We start from the raw sequence: 13,633 nt of genomic DNA, 5'->3' as shown, positions 1-13,633 counted from the left end.
CCATCGCGCGACCGTCGCGACAGAGCCCCGCCCGGGAGACATCCGGGCGGGGCTTCGTCGTCGTGGCCATCGTGTCTCGCACGACGCCGGTTCATTGTTCTATTTTCGATAGAACTATATGATCAGCACGTGTTGATCCGCATCGACCCGTCTTCGCGCGTGCCGCTGTACGAACAGATCGCCTCGTCACTTCGCGGCTCGATCGCACGCGAGGAGATCGGAGGTGGTGAGCGGCTCCCGGCCGCACGCGATCTGGCCGCGTCGCTCGACATCAATCTGCACACCGTATTGCGCGCCTATCAGTTGCTCCGCGACGACGGGGTCGTCGAACTTCGTCGAGGGCGGGGGGCGGTGGTGACACACGCGGCCGCCGGGCGTGCCGAACTCGCCGATGCGGTGGAGGGTCTGATCCGGGTGGCGCGGCGACTGGGCATGTCGGCCGACGCGACGGCCGCCGAGATCCACGGGAGGTGGACGCTGTGAGTGGACCGGACGAACAGGGGGACAGCATGAACAGGTGGTTGATCGGGGCGCTCGGTGTGCTTCCGTCGATGATCGCCGGAGTCGTGGGGTCCCTGCTCGTGGCAGCATGGGCCGACGGCCTACCCGATCCGGTGGCCACGCACTGGGGTGGCGGTGGCGCCGACGGTTTCACCAGCGTTCCGGTGGTGGTTGCCTTGCTGGCCTTCGTGGGGATCCTCGGTGCCGTCCTCGGTGCACTGTCGGTGCTGCTGCGCGATCGCACCGCCTTTCGTCTCACGCTCGGAATCGTTGTGGGCGTTGCAGTGTCGACGATCGCCATCATCGTCTTGGCGACCGGGTCGCAGCGCGGTCTCGCGGATGCCGGTGACGCCGCCACCCCGACGTGGCAGCTGCCGGCCGGCTGGCTCCTGGGACTCGCGGCGGGCGCGGGAACGGCTGCGCTCGTGCCGAAGTGGACGTCGACGGAGCAACCGCCAGATGTCGGCGAACGGCCCGACGTCGCGCTCGCCCCCGGCGAGCGGGCACTGTGGACACGGGTCGCGACCACGTCCGGCGTGGCGACGGCGATCATCGCCATCGCCTTGATGATCCTGATCTCGGTGGCACTGCTGGTGCGCTCATGGCCCGTCATCCTCATCGCGGTCGGGGTACTCGTCGTGTCTGTCGCGATGTGGAGTGTCCGGGTGACGGTCGACCGTCGCGCGGTGGCGGTCCGCGGCCGACTCGGCTGGCCGCGCACCGTGATTCCGATGGCGGAGATCGATCACGCCGAGTACGTGCAGGTTCGGGCACTGCGTGATTTCGGCGGCTACGGCTATCGCGTGGCGATGCATGGGGATCTGAAGGGGGCCAAGGGTTTCGTGCTCCGGTCCGGAGACGCGCTGCTGATCCTCCGGCGCGGTGGAGCACGCCACGTAGTCGTGGTGGACGACGCTCGCACCGCCGCAGGGCTGATCAATCGATTTGTCGATCCCGCGGGACGAGGGGAATGGCGATGAGTGGTGTCACGGCGGTCAGCGCGAAGGCGATCGGGAAGCCGGACGCGGCGATCAATGCGCCGAGTATGGGGGTACTCGCCGAGGTGGCCAGGTACTGGGCGGTGTTCTGAATCGCCAGACCGCGCCCGCTCCATGACGGGCCGGCGTATTCGGCGATGGCGGTGAAAGCCAAGCCGTTGTCGGCGACCGAGGCGATCGAGGCGATCACCATCACCAGTGGTGCGACGGGACTCCCCAACCAGTCGGTCAGTGCCAGCGCCATCGTTGCCAGGGCGGCGATCAGGGCGATCAACCGGATCGGACGCATGCGCGAGCCCCACGCGTCCGACACCCGTCCGGCCACGATGCGGCCGATGGCGCCGATCACCTGTGTCACGGTCACCAGGACGCCCGCCGCGGCCGGCGGCCACTGATGCGCGACGATCAACCAGGTGGGCACGAAGGTCCACATCATGGCCTGCGGAATCACCAGCAGCACGCTCACACCGTGGACTCGGGCCAGGAATCCGCTGGTTCGATAGGGATTTCGACCAGTGCTCGACTCCGTCACGTCGGCGGGGCGTCGCGGCGGCGATGGTGGATCCACGATCCCGACGACGCATGCGATGAGTCCGAGTCCGGTCACCACCATCGGAACCGCCAGGGCCGCGGTGACGCCGAGTGCCTGCGCGGTCAGCGGCATGGTGAGCGCGCACACCGCGATGCCGAGCGGCTGTGCCATCTGACGTACCCCCATCGCGGTGCCGCGTTGTCGAGCCGGGAACCAGCCCACCACGATTCGACCGCTGGCGCCGTTGGCTGCCCCGGAGCCCAATCCGCCGACGAACAGTGCTGCGCCCAAGGCCCACAACGGGGCGTCGACGGCGGAGATGACCACGGCGGCGATGGTGCCGGCCAGGGTGATGCACAGTGAGATGGTCAGGACGCGGCGCTCACCGTATCGGTCCAACAGTGCGCCCCACGGGATGAACAGCAGCATCAGGCCCACCGTGGGCACCGTGGCCAGCACCGAGCCCGCAGCGAGCGACATGCCGTGCTCGGTGTGCAGGGCCGGGATGAGATACGCAACGCCGCTGACCGCGCAGGTGGTGGTCATCGCGGCGACCAATGCGCAGCACAGCATCGTCCATCGGCGCGCCGCGGTCATCGTCGGCTGCGTCCGCACAGGGGTTTCGGCGACGCGGTCCATGTCACTCCATCTCAATATGTGAAACACAACGTCCACATTGTAAAACGAGGCGTGGGCTGGTCCAACCCGCGTCCCGAGTGCTGAGAAAAGGCGGTGCGATAGTGTCGTGCCATGCGTTTAGGTCGAGTAGCCAGCCCGGACGGGGTCGCCTTTGTCGCCATCGAGGACGCCGAGGACGGCCCTCGGGCGCGTGAGATCGCGGAGCATCCGTTCGGCACACCGTCGTTCACCGGACGATCGTGGGCGCTGGCCGACGTCCGTCTGCTCGCGCCGATCCTGGCCTCCAAGGTGATCTGCATCGGTAAGAACTACGCCGCACATGTCACCGAGATGGGGGGTGAGCAACCGGCCGATCCGGTGATCTTCATCAAGCCGAACACCTCGATCATCGGTCCGGAGGTTCCGATCGTGCGTCCGCCGAACTCCGAGCGGGTCGACTACGAGGGGGAACTGGCGGTCGTCATCGGGCAGCCCTGCAAGGACGTCGCAGCGGCCAAGGCCGCGGAGGTGATCCTGGGCTATACCGTGGCCAACGACGTCACCGCCCGTGATCAGCAGCAGGCAGACGGCCAGTGGACCCGTGGCAAGGGTTATGACAGCTTCTGTCCGCTCGGTCCCTGGATCGAGACCCAGTTCGACCCGAACGATGTCGAGGTGACCACCGAACTCGACGGGGAGGTCAAACAACGCTCGCGGACCTCGCTGATGCTCCACGGCGTCGGTGAGATCATCGAGTGGATCTCGCGGATCATGACCCTGCTACCAGGTGATGTGATCCTGACCGGCACCCCCGAGGGCGTCGGCCCGATGGTTGCGGGCCAGCGCGTGGCGGTCACCGTTGAGGGGATCGGCACGCTGTCCAACCCGGTGGTGGACAAACCGTGAAGGGGCCGAACATCGCGCGCGTCAACGGGATCGAGCTCGCCTACGAGGATGTCGGTAGCGGGCCGCTGGTGGTGATGGTGATGGGAACCGGCAGCCCGGGCCGGGTCTGGCAGGCCCACCAGCAGCCTGCGCTGGTCAAGGCCGGGTATCGGGTGGTCACCTTCGACAACCGTGGCATCTCGCCGTCCTCGGAGTGCGTCGAGGGCTTCACCGCCGACGACATGGTCGCCGACACCGCCGCGTTGATCGAACATCTCGCGGCCGGTCCGGCGCTGGTGGTCGGAACCTCGCTCGGTGCGCGCATCACCCAGGAGTTGGCCCTGGCGCGACCCGACATCGTGAAGGCCGCGGTGATGATCGCCACCTACGGTCGCAACACTCCGCTCCAGCAGGCGATCTCGGCGGGGGAGCGGGCGCTCTACGACAACAAGATCACGTTGCCGCCGGAGTATGCGGCGGCGATCACCGCACACCTCAACCTCTCCCCGCACACACTCGACGACGACCGGACGGCCAAGGACTGGCTCGATGTGATCGGATTCTCGCCGCAGACCGTCACCGCCGGTGTCCGGGCGCAGCTGGGACTGCACGATCGCGAGTCGGATCGGCTTGCCGCGTACCGAGCCATCGCGCGTCCCGCCTTGGTGATCGGATTCGCCGACGATCGCACGCTCCCGCCGAAACTTGCCCGCGAGGTCGCCGACGCCATCCCCGGGGCGCGTTACGAGGAGATCGCGAAGGCCGGCCATTTCGGATACCTCGAACAGCCCGCCGAGGTGAACCGGCTGCTGATCGAGTTCCTCGGAACCCATCGCTGAGCCGGTTCGATACGCTGACCACCATGAGTGGTTCCGATGTGCGCGTTCGCTTCTGTCCGTCCCCGACCGGTACCCCCCACGTGGGGCTCGCCCGGACGGCGCTGTTCAACTTCGCGCAGGCGCGCCACGACAAGGGCACCTTCGTCTTCCGGATCGAGGACACCGACGCGGCGCGCGACACCCAGGAGTCCTACGAGGCGATCCTCGACGCGTTGCGCTGGCTGGGCCTCGACTGGGACGAGGGGCCCGAGGTGGGAGGTCCCTACGGGCCCTATCGGCAGTCGGAGCGACGTGGCCTCCATCTCGACGTGGTGGCTCGGCTGCTCGAGGCTGGGGAGGCCTATGAGGCATTCTCCACTCCGGAGGAGGTCGAGGCGCGGCACCGCGCCGCGGGACGGGACCCCAAGCTCGGCTACGACAATTTCGATCGTGAGCTGACTGATCAGCAGCGTGCGGATTTTCGTGCAGAAGGACGCAAAGCTGTTGTGCGACTGCGTATGCCGGACCATGACATTACCTGGGACGATCTCGTTCGGGGTACCACCACGATCAAGGCGGGCACGGTCCCGGACTTCGCGTTGACCCGTGCGAGTGGTGACCCGCTGTACACGTTGGTGAATCCCGTCGACGACGCGATGATGAAGATCACCCATGTGCTGCGTGGGGAGGATCTCTTCTCCTCGACCCCACGGCAGATCGCCCTGTACGACGCGCTCATCAGGGTGGGGATCGCCGACCGGGTGCCGGAATTCGGGCACCTCCCGTTCGTGATGGGGGAGGGCAACAAAAAGCTCTCCAAACGCGACCCGGAGTCGAATCTGTTCCACCATCGGGATCGTGGATTCATCCCGGAGGGTCTGCTGAACTATCTGGCATTGCTCGGGTGGGGCTTCTCCGGTGACAACGACATTTTCACCCTCGACGAGATGGTCGCGGCTTTCGATGTGCGCCAGGTGAACTCGAATCCGGCCCGGTTCGACCAGAAGAAGGCCGACGCGATCAACGCCGAACACATCCGGCGGCTGGACCCGGCCGACTTCACCGCTCGCCTGCGGCGCTATCTCGTCGAGACCGGCAAGCTCGCCGAGTCGGTCGACGACAGCGCCTTCGCCGCCCTGGCCGAACTCGTGCAGACCCGCATCCAGGTGCTCGGCGACGCATGGCCGCTGATGTCGTTCCTCTATCTCTCCGACGCCGATTTCGTGATCGACGAGAAATCGGCGGCCAAGAACCTCGGAGGCGATGCGGGACCGGTGCTCGATGCCGCGTCGGCGGCGCTGGGTGCGGTGGACGGTTGGACGGCGTCGGCGATCGAGGAGGCGCTCACAACGGCCCTCGTCGATGAGTTGGGGCTCAAACCCCGCAAGGCGTTCGGGCCGGTGCGGGTGGCTGTCACGGGGTCGCAGGTGAGCCCCCCGCTGTACGAGTCGATGGAGCTGCTCGGTCGTGACAAGAGCCTCGCGCGGCTGGGCGCGGCCCGCGAGATGATCGCAAAATAGGGGTTTGACCTGCCGATTTGTGGTCTAGGGGGATACCTTTGGTAATCTTCTCCTCGGTTCTTTTCCGGCCGGGACGCCGAATCGGAGAAGGGAAAACCTTGGGGTATGGTGTAATTGGCAACACAGCTGATTCTGGTTCAGCCATTCTAGGTTCGAGTCCTGGTACCCCAGCGAGCTGTTGGGATACGATCTCTGACCGAGGCAATATCCTGATGGTTCCAACTGAATAGCGTGTCCATGGCCCCGTCGTCTAGCGGCCTAGGACGCCGCCCTCTCAAGGCGGTAGCGCGGGTTCGAATCCCGTCGGGGCTACACAGGAAGGCGCCTCCTCCGATTTCGGAGGAGGCGCCTTCTTCGGTGTGCGGGGCGTCAGTCGTCGGCCGATGGGGCGGTGCTGCCCGCGACGGGCATCGGGTCGAGGCCGAGCTTGCGGTGATCCCACGATCGCACCTTTGCCGGGATCAGGCGCACGGCCACCCGCTTGTGCATCATCTGGTCGACGAAGGGCCGCATCTCGTCGGTGTACGGCCCGGTGTATCGCTCCCAGACGCTGATGCCGACGCGCAGGCACGAGTCCGGGTCGTCGAGGATCTCGGCGCTCCCCTCGAAGGACACCCCGCGCAGGGTGTCGTAGGTGTCCCCGTCTTCGATCATCACGGTGCAGCGACTGTTGCGGCGCAGGTTGACCGCCTTCTGCGATTTGGCCTTCGTCTCGAACCAGATCTCGCCGTTGACCACGCCGTACCACATGGCCACGAGATGGATGCCGCCATCGGGACCCGTGGTCGCCAGCGTCGCGGTGCGGCTGTTGGCGACGAAGGTCTCGATCTCGGCGTCGGACATGACGATCTGGCTGCGTTGATTGACTCCCATGCAGTGACGCTAACCGACCGCGGGTGCCGGCGGGTCAGGTGCGGGTCGGTTGCAGCCGTTTGTGGATCGCGTCGGCGGCGGCGAGCAGATCGGCTGCCCAGCGTGCTCCGGGGCGTCGCCCCATGCGGTCGATCGGCCCGGAAACCGAGATGGCCGCGACCACGTCTCCGGTGGCGTCGCGGACCGGCGCGGACACACTGGCCACCCCGGCCGCACGTTCACCGGCGCTCTGCGCCCAGCCGCGGCGTCGTATCTCGTGCAGTGCCCGCTCGCTGAAGACGCTGTCGTGTACCAGGGCGCGTTGGGTGCTCGAGTCGGTCCAGGCGAGCAGGACCTTGGCGGCCGATCCGGCGCTCATCGGGAATCGGGTACCCACCGGGACGGTGTCGCGTAGCCCGGTCGGCGGTTCCATGGCAGCGATGCACACTCGTTCGGCGCCCTCGCGACGGTAGACCTGAACAGATTCGCCGGTGATCTCCCGCAGTCGCGGCAGTACCATCAGGGCCGCCTCGCGGACCGGGTCGTGCGAGGAGGCGGCGGCCAGTTCCGCCAGCGCGGGACCGGGATACCAGCGGCCCGAGGAGTTGCGCGCCAGGAGGCGATGGGTTTCCAACCCGACTGCGAGTCGGTGCGCCGTCGCCCGCGGCAATCCGGTGCGGTCGCACAACTCGGTCAGATTGCACGGAGCCTCGGCGATCGCGTGGAGTACCACCACAGATTTGTCGAGCACGCCGATTCCGCTCGTCGTCGGCGATGCGCTATCCTTTCCCATAGGACGATACTAGCGTCCCAGATAATGAGATGCACCCCCGACAGATGCGAGTAGTGCCATGAGCTCCAGCCCCAACGCGCCGCGTACTCTTGCCGAAAAAGTGTGGGACGACCACGTCGTCGCACGCGGCGACACCGATGGTGCCGGGAATCGTAATCCCGACCTGATCTACATCGACCTCCATCTCGTGCACGAGGTAACAAGCCCGCAGGCTTTCGACGGCCTCCGGCTCGCCGAGCGTCCCGTGCGCCGACCGGATCTGACCATCGCCACCGAGGATCACAACGTTCCGACGGTCGACATCTTCAAGCCGATCGCCGACGAGGTGTCACGCACTCAGGTCGAGACGCTGCGCCACAATTGCGAGGAGTTCGGGATTCGCCTGCATCCCATGGGCGATGCCGAGCAGGGCATCGTGCACGTGGTGGGCCCGCAGCTCGGGTTGACCCAGCCTGGGATGACGGTGGTGTGCGGTGACAGTCACACCTCCACACATGGTGCGTTCGGATCGATCGCCATGGGCATCGGAACCTCCGAGGTCGAACACGTGTTGGCCACGCAGACATTGTCCTTGCGCCCGTTCAAGACGATGGCGATCACCGTCGACGGCGAGCTGCCGGCGGGTGTCACCAGCAAGGACCTCATTCTTGCGGTGATCGCCAAGATCGGGACCGGCGGCGGCCAGGGGTACATCCTCGAATACCGCGGAGCGGCCATCGAGAAGTTGTCGATGGAAGCCCGGATGACCATCTGCAACATGTCGATCGAGGCGGGCGCCCGGGCCGGGATGATCGCGCCGGATCAGGTGACCTACGACTTCCTCAAGGGGCGCCCCCATGCTCCGACGGGAGCGGACTGGGACGCCGCGGTGACCTACTGGGACAGTCTGCGAACCGATCCCGATGCCGAGTTCGACGCCGAGGTTCACATCGATGCCTCTGCGCTGACGCCGTTCGTCACGTGGGGAACCAACCCGGGCCAGGGTGCGCCACTCGGGGCTCGGGTGCCCGACCCCGCCGAGATCGTCGACGAGAATGACGCCGTCGCGGCCCGACGAGCGTTGGAATACATGGACCTGGAGCCCGGAACGCCGCTTCGCGATGTGAAGGTGGACACCGTGTTCGTCGGATCGTGTACCAACGGGCGGATCGAAGACCTGCGGGCGGTGGCCGACATCCTGAAGGGGCGCAGCATCGCCGACGGGATGCGCATGCTGATCGTGCCGGGCTCGATGCGGGTGCGTGCGCAGGCCGAAGATGAAGGGCTCGGTGAGATCTTCGTCGCAGCCGGCGCCGAGTGGCGTCAGGCGGGATGCTCGATGTGTCTGGGCATGAACCCCGACCAGCTCGCTCCAGGTGAGCGGTGCGCGTCGACGTCGAACCGGAACTTCGAAGGGCGGCAGGGCAAGGGTGGCCGCACCCACCTGGTCTCGCCGGCGGTCGCGGCCGCCACCGCCATCCGGGGAACGCTGTCGGCCCCCGCGGATCTCGGCTGACCCTCGCCCCTCGTCACCACACGCACAGGATCGGAACACATCATGGAACCATTCATCACCCACACCGGGATCGGCGTGCCGCTGCGCCGCAGCAATGTCGACACCGACCAGATCATTCCGGCGGTCTATCTGAAGCGAGTGACCCGCACCGGCTTTGAGGACGGGTTGTTCGCCGGGTGGCGCGCCGACCCGGATTTCATTCTGAACAACGAACCGTGGAGCCAGGGGTCGGTACTGGTCGCCGGTCCGGACTTCGGTACCGGGTCGTCGCGGGAACACGCGGTCTGGGCGCTGTCGGACTTCGGCTTTCGAGTGGTCATCTCGTCGCGCTTCGCCGACATCTTCCGTGGCAACGCCGGAAAAGCGGGACTGGTGGCCGCCGAGGTCGAGCAATCCGACGTCGAACTCATCTGGAAGCGCCTCGAGGAGCAGCCGGGGCTGGAACTGACGGTCAGTCTTGCCGATCGGACCGTGACCGCCGGAGACCTCGTGGTGCCGTTGGCAATTGATGACTACACCAGGTGGCGTCTGATGGAGGGTCTCGACGACATCGGATTGACGTTACGCCAGGTAGAGGTGATTTCTGAGTTCGAAAAACAGCGGCCGTCGTTCAAGCCGGTGACGCTGCACAGCTGACCGAGAACCTCGTCTACGGGTTGTTCTGGCCTGTCCCCGGAATCTGATCGCTGCTTTCGATTTCGCAACATGCCTGGTTAATTGGCGTGGAAGATGGACGTTTTCGAATTCGACGTTTACCGTGTGGAGTTAGCTGGCCTACCGATGGGTCAGAACAGCTTGCGGAGGTTTCAATGAACAAAGCAGAGCTCATTGATGAGCTGACGAAGAAGCTCGATGCGGATCGCAAGACTGCGACGGCCGCTGTCGAGCTCGTGGTGGACACGATCGTGCGCGCCGTGAACAAGGGCGAGAGCGTGACGATCACCGGGTTCGGTGTCTTCGAGAAGCGCAAGCGCGCTCCTCGTGTGGCGCGTAACCCGCGCACCGGCGAGACCGTGAAGGTGCGTGCCACTTCGGTTCCCGCGTTCCGTCCGGGAGCGCAGTTCAAGGCGGTCGTGGCGGGCAAGCAGAAGCTGTCCGCCAGCGGTCCCGCGGTGAAGCGGGGCAGTGCAACGGCGGCGCCGGCGAAGAAGACCGCAGCCAAGAAGACCGCGGCGAAGAAGACCGCGGCGAAGAAGGCTCCGGCCACGAAGACCGCAGCCAAGAAGGCAGCACCGGCCAAGAAGGCGGCGCCGGCGAAGAAGACTGCGGCCAAGAAGGCTCCGGCCAAGAAGACCGCGGCCAAGAAGGCTCCGGCCAAGAAGACCGCGGCCAAGAAGGCTCCGGCCAAGAAGACCGCAGCCAAGAAGACCGCAGCCAAGAAGACCACCGGCCGCCGCTGAGGCGCCGGTACTTTCATCTGCTCGCCTCGGCCCTCGACGTCCTTCCCTCGTCGGGGGCCGAAGCGTGTGACCGATCAGTGCGTGTGGATCAGCCCTGGCGGTCGGTGTGCGGTAGCGGACTGTCGATGTGGTCGGCGGCGAGCAGTCGGCCATTCGACGTCGACAGCACCCACACACTGCCTTTTCTGTTGCGCTTGACGGGCAAGGTCAGGTCATCCTCATGGGCCCACCACTGCATCAGCGGCGGAATCACCTTCCCCTGGCTGCACACCGCGTGGATCGCCGATGTGTCGGTCGCGATCTCCCGTATGCGGCGATGAGCGGCGTCGGAGTTGGCGCGGTAGGCCTCCTCGGACAGCGCGGTCTCCGGCACGATCGCCACACCCAACTTCTCGGCCGCAGGAGCCAAGGTCTGCTCGCAGCGCACGCGGTCGGCCGAGTGCAGACGTTCGGCGCCGAAGGCGTCCAGCAACGTCGACAGGTCACGTGCCTGGGCTCGACCGAATTTGTCCAGCGGGCGCAATCGGTCGTCGCCCTTGTACCGCGAACGACGGCCGGCGCGCGCGTGACGCACCAGCAGCAGGGTGTGCACGTCGGCCGGGAGGCGTTCGAACTCCTTGAGTACCTTCCGGTCCAGCCCGTAGCTGAGCAGCCCGGCCGCGGCGGCCGGGTCGAGCCAGCGCAGGTCATCGACCTCGTGATTCGCGGTGAAGTCACCGCCCAGCGCGCGGGCGGACCAATAGCGCACGCGTTTGTACCCGCTGGGGATCTGGTAGCCGACATCCATCAGATGACGACCCAGCCGGCTCAACTGTCCGGTCTCCTCGCGGATCTCGCGGACCGCGGTGGAGACCAGTGTCTCCCCGTCGTCGATCTTGCCCTTGGGAAGGGTCCAGTCGTCATAGCGCGGTCGGTGGACGAGGCAGATCTCCACGCCGTCGCGGGTCGGGCGCCACAGCACGGCACCCGCGGCCCACACCGTCTTCGTTGTCTTGGACATCGAAGAGAATCCTAGGTTCTCGAGGTTGCCGGCAGGTTCACGAATGGTGGTCGGGTCGTCGGCGGTTGCGTCGGATCATCTGGCGCTGGTGGTCGCGGACCTCTTCGCCGGCGGCCGGTGATGCCACCCAGCTGCCGTCGGATCGCAGTTCCCAACACCGTGTCCGCGGATCCAGGGCGGAGGCGAAGACGTCCCCGAGCTCGGTGGTCAGGCGGTGATCGCGGACCTGCACCATCACCTCCACCCGACGGTCGAGGTTGCGGTGCATCATGTCGGCGCTACCGATCCAATACTCGTCCTGCGCACCGAAGTGGAGTACGCGGGAGTGCTCGAGGAATTGGCCGAGAATCGAGCGGACCACGATGTTCTCGCTGACCCCGGGCATGCCCGGCCGCAAGGCGCAGATGCCGCGGACCACGACCTCGACAGGGACACCGTTCTGCGATGCGCGATACAGGGCGTCGATCACCTGCTCGTCGACGAGGGCATTCGCCTTGAGCTGCACGCGGGCCCGGGTATCGCCCTGGAGGAAGCGGTCGATCTCACCGTTGATGCGTTCGATGATGCCCGAACGGATTCCGTGCGGCGCCACCAGGATGTTGCGGTACTCCTTCTTTCGCGAGTACCCGGTGAGGGTGTTGAACAGGTCGGTGAGGTCGGCGCCGATGTCGGGTGCGGCGGTGAACAGACCCACGTCCTCGTAGAGCCGTGCGGTCTTAGGGTTGTAGTTGCCGGTCCCGATGTGGCAGTAGCGTCGGATCGACGAGCCCTCGCGGCGCACCACCAGACAGGTCTTGCAGTGTGTCTTCAGACCCACGAGGCCGTACACCACGTGTACGCCGGCCTGCTCGAGTTGCCTGGCCCACTTGATGTTCGCCTGCTCGTCGAATCGCGCCTTGATCTCCACCAGCGCGACCACCTGTTTGCCTGCCTCCGCGGCATCGATGAGTGCGTTGATGATCGGGGAGTCGCCCGAGGTCCGGTAGAGCGTCTGCTTGATCGCGAGGACCTGAGGGTCGGCTGCTGCCTGTTCGATGAAACGCTGCACGCTCGTGGAGAACGAGTCGTAGGGGTGGTGCACGAGTACGTCACCCTCGCGCAGCGTGGAGAAAATGCTCTTGGGGGTCTCTCGTTCGCCGAACGCCGGATGTGTCGCGGGAACGAACGGGCGGTCCTTGAGATGGGGCCGATCGAGTCCGTTGACCTCGAAAAGGCAGGACAGATCCAGCAATCCCGGAACCTGGATGACGTCATCGGGGTTGACGTCGAGTTCACGCAGCAGCAGTTCGAGCATGTGCTCGCTCATGTCGTCGGCGACCTCGAGTCGCACCGGGGAGCCGAAACGCCGGCGGGCGAGTTCGCGTTCGAGCGCTTGCAACAGGTCCTCGTCGCGGTCCTCTTCGACCTCGAAATCGGCGTTCCGGGTGATCCGGAACGCGTGATGCTCAACGATTTCCATGCCCGGGAACAGATGCCCGAGGTTGGCCGCGATCAGTGTCTCCAGCGGCAGCAGAATCGTCTTCGATTCGTCCTGTTGCGAGGGGTCGTGGCGGCGCATCAGGGTGTCTACCCGGATCAGCCTGCTGACATTGTCGGGAACCTTGATTCGGGCGAAGTGTTCGCCACCGGTGTTGGCGTCCTTGACCGTCACGGCCAGGTTCAGCGAGAGCCCGCTGATATATGGGAACGGGTGCGCGGGGTCCACCGCCAGCGGGGTCAGCACCGGGAACACGTCTTCGTGGAAATAGTCGATCAGCCGGGTCTTCTGATCGTCGGAGAGTTGCGCCCACGTGACGACGTGGATGTCGTTGTCGGACAGGGCCGGGTTCACCGAATCGAGGAACACCCGGGCATGCCGTTCGGCGATCGTTTGGGTGCGCGCGGCGATGCGACGCAACTGTTCTCGCGGCGACAAACCGTCCGCCGAGCGCACCGACAGCCCGGTCTCGTCGCGTCGCTTCAGCCCGGCTACGCGCACCATGAAGAACTCGTCGAGGTTGGAGGCGAAGATCGCCAGGAACTTCGCTCGTTCCAGCAATGGCATCGACGTGTCCTCGGCCAGCGCCAGGACACGTGAGTTGAAGTCCAGCCAGCTCAGTTCGCGATTGAGGTACCGGTCGTCGGGAAGGTCCGTGGCTTCTTCGGGGACGAGAGTCGCGGCGGGCGGCGCCCCGGGGATCGATGTGATCGGTTGGGTGGCGGTGTCGTCGGCAGGGCTCAC

13 protein-coding genes and 2 tRNA genes are annotated in these 13,633 nt (G+C 66.0%); 10 read left to right on the top strand and 5 right to left on the bottom strand.

The window, feature by feature from the left end; genetic code table 11:
* Window positions 1-129: 129 nt before the first annotated feature.
* Both ACIGKQ_RS01835 and ACIGKQ_RS01830 read left to right on the top strand, forming a co-directional pair.
* Window positions 130-483: a GntR family transcriptional regulator gene (locus ACIGKQ_RS01835; RefSeq protein WP_235722594.1), complete on the top strand. Its 354-nt coding sequence runs from the start codon at window positions 130-132 to the stop codon at window positions 481-483.
* A complete protein-coding gene (locus ACIGKQ_RS01830) occupies window positions 480-1,481 on the top strand; it encodes a DUF1648 domain-containing protein (RefSeq protein ID WP_396572084.1) in 1,002 nt (333 codons plus the stop codon). The genes ACIGKQ_RS01835 and ACIGKQ_RS01830 overlap by 4 nt, the downstream gene beginning before the upstream one ends.
* Here ACIGKQ_RS01830 and ACIGKQ_RS01825 read toward each other — a convergent pair.
* Window positions 1,438-2,670 carry an MFS transporter gene (locus ACIGKQ_RS01825; protein WP_396572083.1) on the bottom strand — a complete coding sequence of 411 codons (1,233 nt, stop codon included), beginning with the start codon at window positions 2,668-2,670 and terminating at the stop codon, window positions 1,438-1,440. The genes ACIGKQ_RS01830 and ACIGKQ_RS01825 overlap by 44 nt on opposite strands.
* Before the next feature lie 111 nt (window positions 2,671-2,781).
* Between ACIGKQ_RS01825 and ACIGKQ_RS01820 the strand changes: the two genes are divergently transcribed.
* The 5 genes from ACIGKQ_RS01820 to ACIGKQ_RS01800 all read left to right on the top strand — a co-directional run bounded on the left by ACIGKQ_RS01820 (window position 2,782) and on the right by ACIGKQ_RS01800 (window position 6,184).
* Window positions 2,782-3,555, top strand: a complete 774-nt coding sequence (locus ACIGKQ_RS01820) for a fumarylacetoacetate hydrolase family protein (protein ID WP_235722599.1) — start codon at window positions 2,782-2,784, stop codon at window positions 3,553-3,555.
* Window positions 3,552-4,373 carry an alpha/beta fold hydrolase gene (locus ACIGKQ_RS01815; protein WP_266061690.1) on the top strand — a complete coding sequence of 274 codons (822 nt, stop codon included), beginning with the start codon at window positions 3,552-3,554 and terminating at the stop codon, window positions 4,371-4,373. Before ACIGKQ_RS01820 ends, ACIGKQ_RS01815 begins: the two co-directional genes overlap by 4 nt.
* A 23-nt stretch (window positions 4,374-4,396) precedes the next feature.
* The gene (gene gltX, locus ACIGKQ_RS01810) at window positions 4,397-5,872 is read left to right on the top strand and encodes a glutamate--tRNA ligase (RefSeq protein WP_396572080.1); all 1,476 of its coding nucleotides are present in this window, start codon (window positions 4,397-4,399) and stop codon (window positions 5,870-5,872) included.
* 99 nt (window positions 5,873-5,971) lie between these two features.
* Window positions 5,972-6,043 (top strand) — tRNA-Gln (locus tag ACIGKQ_RS01805).
* Between the two features lie 68 nt (window positions 6,044-6,111).
* Window positions 6,112-6,184, top strand: a tRNA-Glu gene (locus ACIGKQ_RS01800).
* 57 nt (window positions 6,185-6,241) lie between these two features.
* Here the strand turns inward: ACIGKQ_RS01800 and ACIGKQ_RS01795 are convergent.
* Entirely contained in the window at window positions 6,242-6,745 is a 504-nt protein-coding gene (locus tag ACIGKQ_RS01795) for a PPOX class F420-dependent oxidoreductase (protein WP_235722604.1), read from the bottom strand.
* Between the two features lie 34 nt (window positions 6,746-6,779).
* Complete coding sequence (locus ACIGKQ_RS01790) at window positions 6,780-7,517, bottom strand: IclR family transcriptional regulator (RefSeq protein WP_235722605.1); 738 nt, start codon at window positions 7,515-7,517, stop codon at window positions 6,780-6,782.
* 58 nt (window positions 7,518-7,575) lie between these two features.
* Between ACIGKQ_RS01790 and leuC the strand changes: the two genes are divergently transcribed.
* The 3 genes from leuC (at window position 7,576) to ACIGKQ_RS01775 (ending at window position 10,412) form a co-directional block, all read left to right on the top strand.
* Complete coding sequence (gene leuC / locus ACIGKQ_RS01785; protein ID WP_235722607.1) at window positions 7,576-9,012, top strand: 3-isopropylmalate dehydratase large subunit; 1,437 nt, start codon at window positions 7,576-7,578, stop codon at window positions 9,010-9,012.
* 42 nt (window positions 9,013-9,054) lie between these two features.
* Complete coding sequence (gene leuD / locus ACIGKQ_RS01780) at window positions 9,055-9,648, top strand: 3-isopropylmalate dehydratase small subunit (protein ID WP_235722609.1); 594 nt, start codon at window positions 9,055-9,057, stop codon at window positions 9,646-9,648.
* Window positions 9,649-9,821: 173 nt separating this feature from the next.
* Window positions 9,822-10,412, top strand: coding sequence for an HU family DNA-binding protein (locus ACIGKQ_RS01775; RefSeq protein ID WP_235722610.1), 591 nt, complete (start codon window positions 9,822-9,824; stop codon window positions 10,410-10,412).
* 88 nt (window positions 10,413-10,500) lie between these two features.
* Here the strand turns inward: ACIGKQ_RS01775 and ACIGKQ_RS01770 are convergent, their stop codons facing one another.
* Window positions 10,501-11,412: a bifunctional NUDIX hydrolase/histidine phosphatase family protein gene (locus ACIGKQ_RS01770; RefSeq protein ID WP_235722611.1), complete on the bottom strand. Its 912-nt coding sequence runs from the start codon at window positions 11,410-11,412 to the stop codon at window positions 10,501-10,503.
* Window positions 11,413-11,449: 37 nt separating this feature from the next.
* On the bottom strand, window positions 11,450-13,633 hold the full coding sequence (locus ACIGKQ_RS01765) for an RNA degradosome polyphosphate kinase (protein WP_235722613.1): 2,184 nt from the start codon (window positions 13,631-13,633) through the stop codon (window positions 11,450-11,452).

Origin of the sequence: Gordonia sp. NPDC062954, assembly GCF_044543825.1 — a bacterium.
GTDB classification, from domain to species: Bacteria; Actinomycetota; Actinomycetes; order Mycobacteriales; family Mycobacteriaceae; genus Gordonia; species Gordonia tangerina.
Note: the sequence above shows the minus strand (reverse complement) of the source record. Positions and strands in the feature narration are given on the sequence as shown.